General features: G+C 74.3%; 14 protein-coding genes and 1 tRNA gene. 7 read left to right on the top strand and 8 right to left on the bottom strand.

Annotation, left to right across the window (positions count from 1 at the left end; all coding sequences use genetic code 11):
* Positions 1 to 4 precede the first annotated feature (4 nt).
* Together NLX94_RS21425 and NLX94_RS21420 are read right to left on the bottom strand one after the other, a co-directional pair.
* Positions 5 to 475, bottom strand: a complete 471-nt coding sequence (locus NLX94_RS21425; RefSeq protein WP_254384601.1) for a GNAT family N-acetyltransferase — start codon at positions 473 to 475, stop codon at positions 5 to 7.
* A gap of 106 nt (positions 476 to 581) precedes the next feature.
* A complete protein-coding gene (locus NLX94_RS21420) occupies positions 582 to 1,145 on the bottom strand; it encodes a DUF1707 and FHA domain-containing protein (RefSeq protein ID WP_254384600.1) in 564 nt (187 codons plus the stop codon).
* Positions 1,146 to 1,257: 112 nt separating this feature from the next.
* Between NLX94_RS21420 and treZ the strand changes: the two genes are divergently transcribed.
* Together treZ and NLX94_RS21410 are read left to right on the top strand one after the other, a co-directional pair.
* Positions 1,258 to 3,096 carry a malto-oligosyltrehalose trehalohydrolase gene (treZ, locus tag NLX94_RS21415; protein ID WP_374683997.1) on the top strand — a complete coding sequence of 613 codons (1,839 nt, stop codon included), beginning with the start codon at positions 1,258 to 1,260 and terminating at the stop codon, positions 3,094 to 3,096.
* Between the two features lie 52 nt (positions 3,097 to 3,148).
* The gene (locus tag NLX94_RS21410; protein WP_254384599.1) at positions 3,149 to 3,916 is read left to right on the top strand and encodes a class I SAM-dependent methyltransferase; all 768 of its coding nucleotides are present in this window, start codon (positions 3,149 to 3,151) and stop codon (positions 3,914 to 3,916) included.
* Positions 3,917 to 3,940: 24 nt separating this feature from the next.
* Here the strand turns inward: NLX94_RS21410 and NLX94_RS21405 are convergent, their stop codons facing one another.
* Together NLX94_RS21405 and NLX94_RS21400 are read right to left on the bottom strand one after the other, a co-directional pair.
* Positions 3,941 to 5,062 (bottom strand): aminopeptidase P family protein, encoded by a 1,122-nt coding sequence (locus tag NLX94_RS21405; protein WP_254384598.1) that lies wholly within the window; start codon positions 5,060 to 5,062, stop codon positions 3,941 to 3,943.
* A 66-nt stretch (positions 5,063 to 5,128) separates the two neighbouring features.
* Positions 5,129 to 6,280 carry a DUF418 domain-containing protein gene (locus NLX94_RS21400; protein ID WP_254384597.1) on the bottom strand — a complete coding sequence of 384 codons (1,152 nt, stop codon included), beginning with the start codon at positions 6,278 to 6,280 and terminating at the stop codon, positions 5,129 to 5,131.
* Between the two features lie 159 nt (positions 6,281 to 6,439).
* Here NLX94_RS21400 and NLX94_RS21395 point away from each other — a divergent pair.
* Both NLX94_RS21395 and NLX94_RS21390 read left to right on the top strand, forming a co-directional pair.
* Positions 6,440 to 6,512 (top strand) — tRNA-His (locus NLX94_RS21395).
* A gap of 124 nt (positions 6,513 to 6,636) precedes the next feature.
* Positions 6,637 to 7,761, top strand: a complete 1,125-nt coding sequence (locus tag NLX94_RS21390) for an esterase family protein (protein ID WP_254384596.1) — start codon at positions 6,637 to 6,639, stop codon at positions 7,759 to 7,761.
* Between the two features lie 8 nt (positions 7,762 to 7,769).
* On the opposite strand, the gene NLX94_RS21385 is transcribed toward NLX94_RS21390, so the two are convergent.
* The 4 genes from NLX94_RS21385 to NLX94_RS21370 form a co-directional block, all read right to left on the bottom strand.
* Positions 7,770 to 8,525: an alpha/beta fold hydrolase gene (locus tag NLX94_RS21385; protein WP_254384595.1), complete on the bottom strand. Its 756-nt coding sequence runs from the start codon at positions 8,523 to 8,525 to the stop codon at positions 7,770 to 7,772.
* A 92-nt stretch (positions 8,526 to 8,617) separates the two neighbouring features.
* Positions 8,618 to 8,956, bottom strand: coding sequence for an XRE family transcriptional regulator (locus NLX94_RS21380; RefSeq protein WP_254384594.1), 339 nt, complete (start codon positions 8,954 to 8,956; stop codon positions 8,618 to 8,620).
* Positions 8,953 to 9,330, bottom strand: a complete 378-nt coding sequence (locus NLX94_RS21375; protein WP_254384593.1) for a type II toxin-antitoxin system RelE/ParE family toxin — start codon at positions 9,328 to 9,330, stop codon at positions 8,953 to 8,955. Before NLX94_RS21375 ends, NLX94_RS21380 begins: the two co-directional genes overlap by 4 nt.
* 70 nt (positions 9,331 to 9,400) lie before the next feature.
* A complete protein-coding gene (locus tag NLX94_RS21370; protein ID WP_254384592.1) occupies positions 9,401 to 11,464 on the bottom strand; it encodes a phosphocholine-specific phospholipase C in 2,064 nt (687 codons plus the stop codon).
* Positions 11,465 to 11,743: 279 nt separating this feature from the next.
* On the opposite strand from NLX94_RS21370, the gene NLX94_RS21365 reads away from it, so the two are divergent.
* Genes NLX94_RS21365 through NLX94_RS21355 form a run of 3 tightly spaced genes read left to right on the top strand, consistent with a single transcriptional unit; the run spans position 11,744 to position 15,110 of the window.
* Positions 11,744 to 12,808, top strand: coding sequence for a 3-oxoacyl-ACP synthase III family protein (locus tag NLX94_RS21365; protein WP_254384591.1), 1,065 nt, complete (start codon positions 11,744 to 11,746; stop codon positions 12,806 to 12,808).
* Positions 12,805 to 13,557, top strand: a complete 753-nt coding sequence (locus tag NLX94_RS21360; protein WP_254384590.1) for a glycosyltransferase family A protein — start codon at positions 12,805 to 12,807, stop codon at positions 13,555 to 13,557. The genes NLX94_RS21365 and NLX94_RS21360 overlap by 4 nt, the downstream gene beginning before the upstream one ends.
* Positions 13,557 to 15,110, top strand: a complete 1,554-nt coding sequence (locus NLX94_RS21355) for a class I adenylate-forming enzyme family protein (RefSeq protein WP_254384589.1) — start codon at positions 13,557 to 13,559, stop codon at positions 15,108 to 15,110. The genes NLX94_RS21360 and NLX94_RS21355 overlap by 1 nt, the downstream gene beginning before the upstream one ends.
* The last annotated feature ends 268 nt before the right edge of the window (positions 15,111 to 15,378 follow it).

The following is a 15,378-nucleotide window of genomic DNA, read 5'->3' as shown; positions in this document are numbered from 1 at the left end:
CGGCCTACTCCACCGGCAGGGCGTACCGGAGCTTCGGCTTGCCGGTGGCCCCGAGCCGGTCGTAGAAGCGGATCGCGCCCTCGTTCCAGTCGGGCGTCTGCCACTCGACGTGGCCGAGGCCCAGCTCGCGGGCGAGCGCGGCCACCCCGTCCATCAGGGCGGCGCCGAGGCCGTGGCCGCGAGCCTCCTCGGCCAGGTAGAGGCAGTCCATGTGGAGGTAGTGGCGGGCCTCCCAGAAGGAGAACTCGGCCGAGCAGGCGGCGTACCCGGCGACCTCGCCGTGCGGGGTCTCGGCCAGCAGCACCCGGAGCCGGGCCCCGTCGGCGAACAGCTGTGCGCCGAGCCGGTCGGCGAGGCCGGCCGGGCGGGGCGCGGAGCGCTCGTAGACCATGTGCTCGCGCATGAGTTCGACCAGCCGGGGCAGGTCCCCGGGGCGCGCGGGCCGTACGACGGGGGCGGCAGACGTGTGTTCCATGGGTGCCATCCTCCGCACGGCCTCCCACCAGGCGTCCACCGGGTCCCGCCCCGGGCCCCGGCCGAAACGCCGCCCCGCCCCGGGTCTCAGCCGCCCGCCCCGGGTCTCAGCCGCCCGACAGCCTGAAGGTCATCCGCCCGAAGCCGATCTGGTCCCCGTCCCGCACCACCGCCGAGCCCGTCACCCGGCGCCCGTTGACCGTGGTCCCGTTCGTCGAGCCGAGGTCCCGCACCACCCAGACCCCGTCCCGGATGCCCAGTTCCGCGTGGGCCCGCGAGACCGTCTCGTGGCTCAGCCGCAGCCCGTTGCCCGGGTCGCGGCCGATCCGCAGCGGTCCGGCGCTCGGATGCGGGAGCAGCAGCGTGGGCAGCTTCTCCGCGGCCCAGGCCCGCCGCACCCCGACGGACACGGCCGAGACCCGCCCCACCCAGCCGAACAGCCGGCGGGTCCACGGGCCCTCCCCGGCCTCCCGGCCCTCCAGGTCCGCGGTGAGGACGGCGAGGTCCTCGGACCGGCGGGCGACGAGGGCCAGTTCCATGCGGCGCAGGAAGGTGTCGTGCGACAGCTTGCCGACGGCGGCGCCCTCCCTGAGCTGGCCCAGGGCACGGTCGCGCTCCGCGTCGGAGAGCCGCGGGGCGGGGAAGGAAGGGAACTCGAAACTCGACGTCACCAGGTGATTGTCGGCCTGTCGGGGGCAGAGTGTCCAGAACTCCCGCGACCGGCCGGGGATGATGGCCCGGACACGCAGGTTGGGGTAGCGCCGCCAGACGAGGGGACCGTCCGTGCAGTTCGAGGTGTGGGCACCGCTGACAGACCGGGTCGCGCTGTGGCTCGACGGGGCCGCGTACGCGATGGAGCGCGATCCGGAGCGCGCCGGCTGGTGGGTCGTGGAGGCCGGGGCGCATGACGGATCCCACTACGGGTTCCAGCTGGGCGGCGGGCCCGGGGCTCCCCGCCCCGAGGACGATCCGCGCGACCCGGTGCACCCCGGAGACCCCGGTCACCCTGCGGAGCACCCGGACCACGTGCGCCCCGTACGGCCCGATCCGCGCGGCCGGCGGCTGCCGGAAGGCCCCGACGGGCTCTCGGCCGTGGTCGACTTCGCCGCCCTCTCCCCCGGCGAGCCGGCGCCGTCGCCCCGGGTGGCGCTCCAGGACGCCGTCCTGTACGAGCTGCACATCGGCACCTTCACCCCCGAGGGCACCTTCGACGCGGCCGCCGCCCGCCTCGGCCACCTCACCGCCCTCGGCATCACCCACGTCGAGCTGATGCCGGTCTGCCCCTTCCCCGGGCGGCACGGCTGGGGGTACGACGGGGTCGCGCCCTGGGCGGTCCACGAGCCGTACGGGGGCCCCGCCGGGCTGATCCGGTTCGTGGAGGCCGCGCACGCCGCCGGGCTCGGCGTGGTGCTCGACGTGGTCCACAACCACCTCGGCCCCTCCGGCAACCACCTCCCCGTCTTCGGGCCGTACTTCACCGAGACCCACCACACCCCCTGGGGCGCGGCGGTGAACCTGGACGCGCCCGGCTCCGACGAGGTGCGCGCGTACTTCCTGGGCAGCGCGCTGGCCTGGCTGCGCGACTACCGGATCGACGGGCTGCGGCTGGACGCGGTGCACGCGCTCGCCGACGGGCGGGCGCTGACCTTCCTGGAGGAGCTGTCCGCGGCGGTGGACGAGCTGGCCGCCGAGACGGGCCGGCCGCTGTTCCTGATCGCGGAGTCCGACCGCTGCGATCCGCGCACCACCAGCCCGCGCGCCGCCGGGGGCCTGGGCCTGCACGCGCAGTGGAACGACGACTTCCACCACGCCCTGCACTGCGCACTGACCGGTGAGTCCCAGGCGTACTACGCGGACTTCGCCGAAGCCCCGATCGGGGCCCTCGCCAAGACCATGACCCGGGCCTTCTTCCACGACGGGACCTGGTCCTCCTTCCGGGGCCGGCACCACGGCCGCCCGGTGGACCGCGGCCGCACCCCGGCGCACCGCTTCCTCGGCTACACCCAGACCCACGACCAGATCGGCAACCGCGCGCTGGGCGACCGGCTCGCGGCCTCCCTGTCCCCCGGGCTGCTGGCGTGCGCGGCGACGGTGGCGCTGGCCGGACCGTTCGTGCCGATGCTGTTCATGGGCGAGGAGTGGGGCGCCGGCACCCCGTGGCAGTACTTCACCGACCATCCCGACGAGGAGATCGCCGAGGCCGTACGGACGGGCCGGCGGCGGGAGTTCGCGGCGCACGGCTGGAAGGCGGAGGAGATCCCCGACCCCCAGGACCCGGCCACCCGGGACCGCTCCTGCCTGGACTGGGCCGAGCCGGACCGGGAGTCGCACGCCCGCCTGCTGGACTGGTACCGCACCCTGATCGGGCTCCGCCGGACCCACTCCGACCTGCGCGATCCCGATCTGGCGGCGCTGCGGATCGCCCACGACGAGGAGCGCCGCTGGCTGACGTTCCGCCGGGGCGACGTCCGCGTGGTGGTGAACCTCTCCCGGGACCCGGTCACCGTCGCGCTCGGCCGCAACGGGGTCCGGGTGCTGGCCGCCTGGCTCCCCGTCGAGCATCCGGATGCCGACGGGCGGGTCCACGTACCGGCCGAGTCGGCGGTGGTGCTGGGGCCTTGAGGCCCGTAAACCCGGTGGCAGAGGTGCGGGGGCGTCTGGTGGGATCCGCTCCATGAAGATCGAATCAGCCGGCGCCGACGGGACCTCCGCGAAGTACGACAGCATCGGGGCGGGCTACCGGCGGGCCCGCCGCCCCGATCCCCGGCTGGCCGCGGCGATCGGCCGCGCCCTCGGGGACGCCCGTACCGTCGTCAACGTCGGTGCGGGCGCCGGGTCGTACGAGCCCGACGACCGGGAGGTGACGGCGGTGGATCCCTCCCAGGTCATGCTCGACCAGCATCCGGGCACCCGGAAGATCAAGGGAGTCGCGGAGGAACTTCCTTTCGAGGACGGGGAGTTCGACGCGGCGATGGCCGTACTGACCGTCCACCACTGGCCGGATCCCGCCCGCGGGCTCGCGGAGCTGCGCCGGGTCTCGCGGCGCCAGGCCGTCTTCACCTGGGACCCGGACCACCGGCCGGAGCTGTGGCTCATCGAGGAATACCTGCCGGAAGTACGGGAGTTCGACCTCGCCCGCTTCACCCCGCTGTCCGAGGTGACCGAAGCCCTGGACGCGCACACCGTGCTGCCCTTCCCCATCCCGCACGATTTCACCGACGGCTTCCGGGCCGCCTACTGGCGCCGGCCCGAGTCCTACCTCGACCCCCTCGTACGGGCCTCCATGTCCACCTTGGCGACCCTGCCTCCCGCACTCCTGGAACCGGCGGTCGCCCGGCTGCGCGAGGACCTGCGGTCGGGGGTGTGGCAGCGGCGCCACGCCGGCCTGCTGGAGCGGGAGAGCATGGACTACGGCTACCGGCTGGTCCTCGCCGGGGACTGAGCCCCGGCGAGGAGGCGGCCTCCGCTACTCCACGACGGCCAGCTCCCGTGGGGCGTTGTTGAAGCTGCGGCAGCCGTTCTCGGTGACCGTGATGATGTCCTCGATCCGGACCCCGAACCGGCCCGGGAGGTAGATCCCCGGCTCCACGGAGAAGCACATGCCGGGGACGAGGGGCTGCTCCTCCCCCTCCACCATGTACGGCGGCTCGTGCGTGGTGACTCCGATGCCGTGGCCCGTGCGGTGGATGAACCGCTCGCCGTAGCCGAACTCGGTGATCACCGCGCGCGCCGCCCGGTCCACGTCCTGGCAGGCGGCCCCCGGCCGGGCCGCCGCCACCCCCGCCAACTGGGCCTCGCGGACGATGTCGTGGACGCGCTGCTCCTCCTCCGTGGGCGCGCCGACGTGGACGGTACGGGAGATGTCGGATCCGTAGCCGCCCTTGAGGCCGCCGAAGTCGAGGACCACCATGTCCCCGTGCCGGATGACCCGGTCGCCGGCTTCGTGGTGCGGGTTGGCGCCGTTGGGGCCGGAGCCGACGACGGTGAAGTCCACCTGGGAGTGGCCGTGCACGCGCAGCAGCGCGTCCAGATCGGCGGCGACCTCGCTCTCCCGGCGGCCGGCGAAGGGGACGTGCAGGATCTGGGCGTACGCGGCGTCCGCCGCCTCGCCGGCCGCCGCGAGCCGGGCCAGCTCGCGCTCGTCCTTGACCGCGCGCAGCATCGGCAGCGCATCGCTCAGCGAGGCGTACGTGGTGGTCGGCAACTCCCGTTGCAGTCCCAGCAGGTGCAGCGCCCAGGCGTTGTCGCTGACCCCGAAGCGGCCGGTCACGTCCAGCAGCGGGGCGGCCACGGCGTACGGGTTCTTCCCGTCGGCCCAGTCCCGCAGGGTCAGCGCGCCCGCGCCGGGAGCCTTCTCGGCGTCGGGGGCCTCCAGGGAGGGCACGACGAGGACGGGGTCCTGCCCGGCGGCGAGGACGAGCAGGGTCAGCCGCTCGGTGTCGACGGGCCGGTACCCGGTGAGGTGGGCCAGGTCGGGCCCGGGGGCGACCAGCAGGCCGGCCAGCCCGGCGTCGGCGGCGGCCTGCGTGGCGGCGGCCATCCTTGCGGCGTAGTCGGCGGCGGTGAAGGGATCGGAGTCATGGTCCATGCCTCCGATCCTCCCGCGCCCCACCCCCCGACGGCAGGGGCCGCGCCGATCACCCGGGGCCCCGCGTCACGCCGGGGTGACCGCGCGCAGCGCCCACTCCAGGGGGCCGCGCCGCAGCTCCGTGCCGCGCAGGAAGTGGGCCCAGGCCAGGCAGCCGGCCATCGCCACCGCCGAGAAGCCGGCGAGGACCTCCCACCCGGTCCACCCCCGGAGGAACACCGCCAGCGCGAGCGCGTGCACCACGTACACCGTGAGGGCCATCGCCCCGACCGCGGCCAGCGGCCGCAGCACCCCCGCCGCCGGGCGGACGCGGGCGGCCAGGGCGAGCAGGCCTATGAGCGCGGCCCCGACCCCGGTGTTGCCGAGGGTCTCCAGCGGGGTCTGGCTGTAGGGGCCGGCCAGCAGCAGCCAGTCCCAGGAGGTGCTGGGGACGGCGCCGAACTGCTGCCCCAGCACGGCGGCGACCGGGTCGGGCTCGGCCAGCGCCCAGGGGTGCTCCCGCACGACGGCTTCCAGCAGCGGCCCGCGCCGCCCGCCGGGTCCCAGCGCGAGCCAGGAGGCCCCGTAGCCGGCGACGGCGGCCGCCGCCCCGAAGCCGGTCAGCATCCGCAGGGACCGCCCGCTGTGCAGGTCGGCGAGGCGGCCGAGGGCCATGCCGGCCAGGATGTACGGGAAGTAGGTGAGCAGCGGGTAGGCCCCGGAGAGCAGCAGGTCCCGCAGCACGCCCCCGGCCCCCTGCCAGCTGGTGAGGTCGGCGGGGACCGGGGTGGCGCCCCGCCCCGCGGTGCGCAGCCCGAGGGGCGGGCCCAGGAGGTAGGAGAGGACCGGGCCCAGCGCCACCGAGGCGCTGGCGACGGCGGCCAGGGTGCGGGTGCGCAGCCGGGTGAAGGGTTCGGCGGCCAGGAAGTAGACGGCGTAGAAGGCCAGGATCACGAGGATGCCGGGCGAGAGCGCGGCGAGGCCGAGGCCGAGGGCGCCGAGGATCGCGCACCGGGTCAGGGTGGCGCGCAGGGGCGGCGGGCCGGCGGCGCGGGAGCGGGCGAGCGCGAGGGAGAACCCGGCTATCAGGGTGAAGACGGCGGGGGCCCGGCCGTCGGCGGCGACGAGCAGCCAGCCGGGGCCTTCGGGGGCGGGCGGCGGCCCGACGTGCACGGCGAACATGCCGAGGACGGCGATGCCGCGGGCGGCGTCCAGCCCGGTCAGTCGGTTCGATCCCATACGGGTAGGGATGATGATCCGGGGCGCGGGGTTGCCTGCGCGGCGGGCGGACCGTGGCCCGGGCTGCCGCCGGGCCTCCGGAAAAGGCGTCGCGGGACACCCCCGCTGATCAGCTATGCTGTGCTTGCACATCGAACGGGCGGTCCGCCGCCCTTCGTGGTGGGTGTAGCTCAGTTGGTAGAGCACCTGGTTGTGGTCCAGGTGGCCGCGGGTTCAAGTCCCGTCACTCACCCTGTTGATCCCGTGGGGGTTACGAGTTTTCCTCGTAGCCCCCACGGGTTTTTTCGTTCCCCCGCGGGAGCGGTGCGTCACGGCCGGCCGGGTCCGCCCGCCCGAGTCCTGGCAGGATCAACCGTATGAAATGGGACATCGGGGGTGCCCCGGCGCTGTTCCTGGCCGTCCTCGTGGCGGCCGCGGTGTTCGGGGCCGCGGTGTGGCTGTGGCCCCGGCTCGCGGGGCGCGGGGTGCTGCCGGTGCTGGGGCGGGCCGGGGTCCAGCTCGCGATCACCTTGACGGCCGGGTCGGCCCTGCTGCTCGCGGTGAACTCCTCGTACGGCTTCTACGGGTCCTGGCGGGACCTGCTGTCCCTGCGCCGCGAGGACCCGGTGGCGGCGGGCGCGGGCGCCTCGGAGCAGGGGGCGGTGCTGGTGCGGGGCACCCACTCGTGGCGGCACGCCGGCTCCGACGACCCCGCGGTGATCGGCCGGATCGAGTCGGTGACCGTGCGCGGGGCCCGCAGCGGGCTGTCTGGCCAGGGGTACGTGTACCTGCCGCCGCAGTACGTGCACGCCTCGGCCGGGCGGCGGGCGGAGTTCCCGGTGGTGCTGGCGCTGAGCGGGTTCCCGAGCACCCCGGGGGTGCTGGTCGACCGGCTGCGGTACCCGCAGCACGCGCTGGAGGCGGTGCGGGCGGGGCGGATGCGGCCGTCGGTGCTGGTCCTGATGACCCCGACGGTGGCGCCGCCCCGGGACACGCAGTGCGTGGACGTGCCGGGCGGGCCGCAGGCGGAGACCTTCTTCGCGCGGGACCTGCGGGCGGCGGTCTCCGTGCACTACGGCCTCGCCCGGGACGCCCGGGGGTGGGGCGTGATGGGCAATTCGGTGGGCGGCTACTGCGCGCTGAAGCTGGCCCTGCGCGTACCGGACGCCTACCGGGCCGCGGCCGCGCTGTCGGCCCCGTACGAGGCGTCGCGGGACGCGGACACCGGCGACCTGTTCGGCGGGGACGCGGACCGCCGACGGCAGAACGACCTGCCGTGGCGGCTGCGGAACCTGCCCCAGCCGCCGGTGTCCCTGCTGGTGGCGAGCAGCCGCACGGGCGAGCACCAGTACCCGCAGACGCTGGAGTTCATCGACGCGGTACGGGCGCCCGCGCGGGCTTCGTCGATCATCCTGGCGAGCGGCGGCCACAACTACGAGACCTGGACGCGCGAGGTGCCGCCGGCCCTGGAGTGGCTGGTGGGACGGCTGAGCCCGCACTGAACCACGGCCTAGGCGCGCAGGAAGGCCTCCACCTCGGTGGCGAGGGCCACCGGGGCCTCGTGCGGCGGGTAGTGGCCGGTGCCGGGCAGCGGCTGGACGCGGCAGTTCGGGTAGGAGACCTGCCAGGTGGCCCGCATGACCTCGGCGGTGAGCGCGAGGTCGTACTCGCCGACGAGGACCAGCACCGGGACGGTGCTGCCCTTCACGGCGGCGGACAGGTCGAGCGGCTGCCAGCCGGCGAGGTACGCGGCGAAGGCCTCCGGCCGGGACACGGCGAGCGAGTGCGCGACCATCCGGTCCAGCCAGTACGGGCTCGCGCGGCGGCCGGTGACGATGTCGAGGATGGCGCGGCGGTTCTCCTCGCTGCCGGCGGCCCCGTAGAAGAGGTCGTGGGTGGCTTCGTCCATCTCGTAGGGGGCGGCGGGGACCGGGTTGATGCCGATCAGCTTCTCGACCCGCTCGGGGGCGCGCACGAGGACCTGCTGCATGGCCTTGCCGCCCATGGAGTGGCCGAGGAGGGAGAAGGTGTCCCAGCCGAGCTCGTCGGCGAGCGCGAGGACGTCGTCGGCGATCTCGGGGAGCGTGTAGCGACCGGGGACGTCCCGGCGGTCGCCGTAGCCGCGGTAGTCGAGGAAGGCGTACGAGAACTCCCGCGGGTCCAGGTAGTCCAGTACGGAGCCCCAGTTGGCGGAGGTGCCGAACCAGTCGTGCAGCACGATGACGCGGACGGGGCCGGTGCCGGTCCTGCGGTGGGCGATGGCCATGCGTTCTCCCTCGGTGACGGGGCGGAAAGAATTGCCGCCGTACGTTCTGCCCACCGCGCCTACCATCACACCGTGCAGTCAGCACTCCGTGGTCAGGCGACGGTGTACTCGGTGTCCCCGAAGTCGGCCACCACCCGCAGCCGTCCGCCGAGCGCCTCGACGTACGACCTCAGGGTCGCAACCTCCGTACGGTCCGTCTCACCGTTCTCGATCGCGGAGACCCGCGGGGCCGAGACGCCCATGGTGTCGGCCACGTCCTTCTGGGTCAGCGCCTGCTCCTGACGGATCTCTGCCAGCCGATAGGCCCGCACCTCCGCCATGAGCCGGTCCATGGCCGCCTGCTTCTCCGCCGGGGACCGCACCGGCAGCCCGGCAGCGGCCCGGCGCTCGCGCACCTGCCGCTTGGTCTCCTCCCAACCGACAGCGTTCATTCGTACTCCCTGGTGTCCAGTTCCGCGATGTGGGCCTGGTACCGCTTCTCCGCGAGGGGCACGTTGACGTCGTACCACCGCTGCCAGTTTCCGGCCTTGTCCCCGGCGACGAGCAGCACCGCGCGGCGCACCGGGTCGAACGCGAACAGGATCCGGATCTCACTGCCGCCCGAGGACCCCGGACGCAGTTCCTTCATGTGGTGCTGTTCCGCACCCTTGATGCGATCGACGAGGGGTCGCCCGAGCGTGGGCCCGAACATCGCGAGCGCGTCGACCGCGTCCTCCACCTGTTCGGCGCTGCTCCAGTCGGTCTCGGCCAGCGCCTCGAACCACTCCGCCACCTCGCCCACGAGGATTACTTCCCATTGAGCCACGCCCGCGAAGTTAACGCAAGCGTTAACTTCGCGGGCGGTCAGAGCGGCGGGTTCACCCGTACGGGAACGGTCAGACGGTCTTGATCGCCGGGTCGGAGACGCCCGCCGCGCCCGTTTCCACGTGGCCGGCGAAGCGGCGCAGGAAGGTGGCGTCCGCGTCGGAGACGACCGTGACGTCGTACCAGCGGGCCGTGCCGGACAGGGAGACGGTGTGCGCGACGGTGCCGCCCGCCGCGACGCGCAGGACCTGGGCCGTGCCGCCGTAGGCGTTGGTGACGGTCAGGTTGACGGCCGCCGTGCCCCCGTTGGTCAGGGACAGGACCAGGTTGCCGGTGGACGCGGAGTGGCGGGCCGTGACCTCGGGGCCGGCCTTCTTCGCCGGGCCCTTCCAGGTGCGCAGGAAGCCGTTCGGGCCCCAGACCGTGAGGTTGATCTGGTTGCCGGTGGAGGCGCTGGTGCTCCAGGTGTCCGACAGGGTCTTGCCCGCCTCGACCGTGTAGGGCCAGGGGCCGTCCGTACGGTTGCCCGAGGTGCTGTGGAAGTGGGCGCCGAGGGAGGGGCCGGAGGAGAAGGTCAGGGTGAACTTGCCCGTGGAGACCGTGGCCTTGCCGTCCACGTACGGGGCGTAGCCCAGGGCGCGGGTCGGCTTGCTCCCGGCCTCCTGCTTGGGCAGGGTGCCGGTCGCCGGCACCGTCGGGTAGTACGAGGGGTGCCGGTCCTTGTCCGCCGGGACGTAGGCCGCCGTGGACGGCAGCGCGGCGGGCGCGGCGTCCGCCCGGGTGAAGTCGAAGGCGGAGGTCAGGTCTCCGCAGACCGCCCGGCGCCACGGGGAGATGTTGGGCTCCTGGACGCCGAAGCGCTTCTCCATGAAGCGGATCACCGAGGTGTGGTCGAAGGTCTCGGAGCAGACGTAACCGCCCTTGCTCCACGGGGAGACCACGATCATCGGGACGCGCGGGCCGAGGCCGTACGGGCCGGCCGCGTAGCCGGAGACGCCGCCGGTGTAGAGGTCGCCGGTGACGCTCGCCGTGGACAGGCCCCACGCCGAGGAGGCCGGCGGGTACGGCGGGACGACGTGGTCGAAGAAGCCGTCGTTCTCGTCGTAGGTGATGAACAGCGCCGTCTTCGCCCAGACCGCCGGGTTCGCCGTCAGCGAGTCCAGGACCTGCGAGATGTACCAGGCGCCGAAGTTCGTCGGCCAGTTGGAGTGCTCGCTGAAGGCCTCGGGGGCGGCGATCCAGGAGACCGCGGGGAGGGTGCCGTTCACCACGTCCGCACGCAGCTGGTCGAAGTAGCCGCCGCCCGCCTTGACGTTGGTGCCGGTGCGGGCCTTCTCGTACAGGGGGCTGCCGGGCTGGGCGTTGCGGTAGGTGTTGAAGTAGAGCAGCGAGTTGTCGCCGTAGTTGCCGCGGAAGGCGTCGTTGATCCAGCCCCAGGATCCGGCGGCGTTCAGGCCGTCGCCGATGTCCTGGTAGACCTTCCAGGAGACGCCGGCCGCCTCCAGGCGCTCGGGGTAGGTCTTCCAGCCGTAGCCGGCTTCCTGGTTGCCCATGACCGGGCCGCCGCCCACCCCGTCGTTGCCCGTGTAACCCGTCCACATGTAGTAGCGGTTGGGGTCGGTGGCGCCGATGAAGGAGCAGTGGTAGGCGTCGCAGACCGTGAAGGCGTCGGCGAGGGCGTAGTGGAACGGGATGTCGTTCCGGTTCATGTACGACATGGTGGTGGCCGTCTTGGCCGGCACCCACTTGTCGTACTTGCCGTTGTTGTAGGCCTTCTGGCCGCCGGCCCAGTCGTGGTTCAGGCCCGTGAGGAACTGCATCCCCAGGTCCTCGACCTCCGGGTGGAAGGGCAGGATGTCCTTCGTGCCGTTGGACTGGTGGAAGACCGACTTGCCGTTGTCCTGGATGACCGGCCTCGGGTCGCCGAACCCCCGGACCCCCTTCATCGCGCCGAAGTAGTGGTCGAAGGAACGGTTCTCCTGCATGAGGACGACGATGTGCTCGATGTCCTGGATCGTTCCGGTACTGCCCTGGGCCGAGATGGCGGCGGCTCTCGCGATGCTCTCGTTCAGCATCGTGACGGCTGCGGCACCACCGGCGATCTGCAGGAACCTGCGCCGATTGAATTCAGTCATGGAGAACGACCTCTGCGGGTGAGACGGGTGCGGGGGGACGTGGACGGGCGCCCCAAGAACAGCGGCCCCGGGGTACCGGCCGGCGTTGCTTGAATGACAGTGGGCCGTACACCTGGAGAACGGAATACCTCGTCAGACGGTTCGTGCCCCACGCGCCACTTCTGTCGGGAACCGGCTGATCCGGTCGGCGCAGGGAGGCTCGGGGTACTCACCGGGCCGGCGGGCGGGATGAGCATCCGTACTCAGGACCGGGCCCGGAGCGCGCGTCATCGTGGAGACATGCCGAATCAGCCATCCGTACCGCGCCCGCCCGGTCCGCAGCCGCCCGGTCCGCAGCCGCGGCCGCGGCTCCGCGCCGGGATCACCGCCGTCGCCGGCATGCTGCCCGCGGACGTCCTCAGCTCCGACCGGCTCCAGCGCGAGATCGCCGGCCGGTCCGGACTCACCCTGCCTCCCCGGCTGCTGACCCAGGCCACCGGCATCCGCACCCGCCGGATCGCGGGCGACGGGGTGTACGCCTCCACGCTCGCGGTGGGAGCGGCCCGCCGGGTGCTGGACGCCGCCGGGCTCGGCCCCGCCGACATCGACCTGCTGCTCTTCGCCTCCGCCTCCCGCGACGTCGCCGAACCCGCCACCGCACACATCGTGCAGGCCGAACTCGGCACGAAGGCCCACGCCCTGGACGTCACCAACGCGTGCAACAGCTTCGTCAACGGCATCGACCTCGCCCGCGCCATGATCCTCGCCGGCCGGGCCCGGCGGGCCCTGGTGGTCACCGGGGAGACCCCGAGCCGGGCGGTGCGGACGGCGCCCGCCGACTTCGCCGAGTTCCGCGCCGGCTTCGCCGGTTACACCTTCGGCGACGCCGGGGCCGCCGTGATCGTGGAACCGGTGGAGCGCGGCGGGATCCTCGACGTGGACACCGAGACCCACTCCGAGCACTGGGAGGTCGGGGGCATCCCGGGCGGTGGTTCGCGCCACCCGCGCGGGGACGCGTACACCTACTTCTGCGGCGACGGTCACGAACTGCGCGGGGTCTTCGAGAAGGTGGGCACCGCCGTCATCGACCGGACCCTGCACCGCACGGGCATGGGCTGGGAGGACTTCTCGAAGGTGCTGGTGCACCAGGTGACGGTGCCCTACCTGGAGCGGTTCGCCGAGCTGACCGGGGTGCCGGCCGGGAAGCTGGTGGTGACCGTCCCCGAGCTGGGCAACATCGCGAGCGCGACGATCGGGGTGCAGCTGGACCGGATCTTCGGCGAACTGGCGCCCGGTGAGCGGGTGTTGTTCGTCGGACTCGGCGGCGGGATCAGCATCATGACGATGGTCTGGGAGAAGTCGTGAGCACGCCCGGCCCGCTGTGGGTGGTGGTCCCCGCGCACGAGGAGGAGGCCCGGATCGCCGGGACCCTCGCCGCGCTGGCCCGCCAACGGGACCGGAACTTCACCCTGTTGGTCGTCGACAACGCCTCGGCCGACCGGACCGCCGCCGTGGCACGGGAGTTCGCGACGGACGCCCCCTTCGCCGTGGAGGTCATCGAGGAACCGGAGAAGGGAGTCGGCTCCGCCGTGGACACCGGCTTCCGGTACGCCATCGGGCGCGGTGCAACCCTGCTCGCCCGCACCGACGCCGACTGCCTGCCCCACCCGGGGTGGACGGGCGCGGCCCGGGCGGCGCTGGTCCGCAGCCCCGGGCTGGTGTGCGGGCGGATCGTCGCCCGCCGCGACGAGCACGGACCGCTGGGCCGGGCCGGGTTCGGGGTCCTCGTACGGCTCGCCGGGGTCTTCGGCCGGCTGCGGCCCGCCCACGCGCGGCGCCGCGGCTACCGCGCTCCGTACCGGATGCACGCCGGGAACAACATGGCCATCACCGCCGAGCTGTACCTGGCCGTCGGCGGGATGCCCCGGCGCCCCTCCCCCACCGACCGGCTCTTCCTCAACGCGGTGCGCCGCCACACCGACCGGATCACGCGCTGCCGGGCGATGGTCGTGGAGAACTCCACCCGCCGACTGCGGGCCTACGGGATCGCCGGGACGGCCCGCTGGTACCTCGGCCGCGGCAGCGGCCCGCACGGAACGGACGACCCCCGCTGATGCTGGACCGCCTCGACCACGCACTGCGCACCCGCCCCGAGCGGCCCGCCGTCCTGACCGCCACCCGTACGGGAGCCACCCGGACCGCCGCCACGCGCGGGGAACTCGCCGAACTGGCCGACGCGTTCACCGCAGCACTGCACGCGCGCGGGCTGCGCCCCGGGGACACCGTCGGGGTGGCCGTCCGCCCCGGGCCGCGCGCGCTCGCCGTCCTGCTCGCCCTGTGGCGCCTCGGCCTGCGCGGGGCCGTCCTCGACCCGGGGGCCGGACCCGACGTGCTGCGCGCCCGGCTGGCTTCGGCGCGGCCCGCCCTGGTGCTGGCCGACGCCGCCGCGCAGGCGGTGGCCGGCTGGGCACGGCCGCTGGCCCGGCGGGCGGCCGGGCTGGAACTGCCCGAACTGGCCGGGTGGGGCGCGCCGGTGGCCACGGTCGGGCGGCGGCTGCCGGGGTGCGCGCCCGGCCTGGACCGGCATGCGGGGCGGGGCGGGGTTCCCGCGCGGTTCACGGGTGGCGGGGATGCCGACGCGGTCATCGTGTTCACCTCCGGGACCACCGCGCGGCCCCGGGCGGTGGTGCACACCCGGGCGAGCCTGGCCGCCGGGATGGAGACGGTGGCGGCGCTGTTCTCCGGCGGTCCGGGCGATGCTGCGGCCGCCACAGCCGGTCCCGTGCTCGGCGGCACCTTCTTCGTGCTCGTCCCCGCCCTCGTGCGCGGCGCCCCCGTGGCCCTCCCGGCCCGTTCCCCCCGGGTGCTGGCCCGCCAGCTGGCCCGGCTGGCGCCGCGGGACACCTACCTCACCCCGCCGCAGCTCCGGGACGCGCTGCGCGCGGGCGGCCGCTTCCGGGGCCGGGTGTGGACCGGATCGGCTCCGGCGAGCGCGGAACTGCTGGGGCGCGTACGGGAGTCGGGGGCCGATGAGGCCTGGGGGGTGTACGCGCTCACCGAGCTGTTCCCGGCCGCCGCGGTGGAGTCCCGCGAGAAGGCCGCCCACGAGGGTCCCGGCGACCTGGCCGGCGCCCCGCTGCCCGGGGTGCGCGCCGCCGCCGACGCGGACGGGCAGCTGCTGCTGACCGGCCCCGGGGCCCGGCACCGCTACCTCGGCGAGGAGCCCGATCCCTGGGTGCGCACGGGCGACCGGGGGCACCTGGACGGCTCGGGGCGGATCGTGCTGGAGGGCAGGGCCAAGGACATGGTGCTGCGCCGCGCCGAGAACATCTACCCGGGCCTGTACGAACCGTCCCTGCACGTACCGGGGGTGGAGCTGGCGCTGCTCGTTGCGGTCCCCGCAGACGACGGCGACGAGCGGCTCGTGGCGGTCGTCCAACCCTGCCGGGGCGCGAGCGAGGGGACGCTACGGGCCGCGCTGGATGGTCCGCTGCGGCGGATGGGCGCGGCGGTGCCCGACGCGGTGCTGTTCGCGCGGATCCCGCTGGCGGGGCGGTCCCGCAAGCCGGACCGCGCGGCGACGGCAGCCCTGGCGGCCGCCCGCCTGGCCTCCGGATCACGACCCGCCCCCGGGCCCGGCCCCCTCCGGAAGGGCGCTCCGCGATGACGGGCTCCGCTGCGCGGGGCCTGCTCCCCGCCCCGCCCTTCGCCCGTTCCCCGGGCTCCGCCCGGACCCGGTCATCAAACGCCGGACGGGCTGAACTGCCCCCCGGGCTCCGCCCCGGACCCCGCACCTCAAACGCCCGACGGGCCGAACTGCCCCTGGGGCTCCGCCCCGGAGCCTGCTCCTCAGACGCCGGAGGGGCTGGATTCCGGCCGCTGCCGTGGGCAGCCTCGGCGGCGTTTGAGGCGCAGGGGTCCGGGGGCCGGCCCCC

The organism is Streptomyces sp. TBY4, assembly GCF_024213195.1.
Lineage (GTDB): Bacteria > Actinomycetota > Actinomycetes > Streptomycetales > Streptomycetaceae > Streptomyces.
Note: the sequence above shows the minus strand (reverse complement) of the source record. Positions and strands in the feature narration are given on the sequence as shown.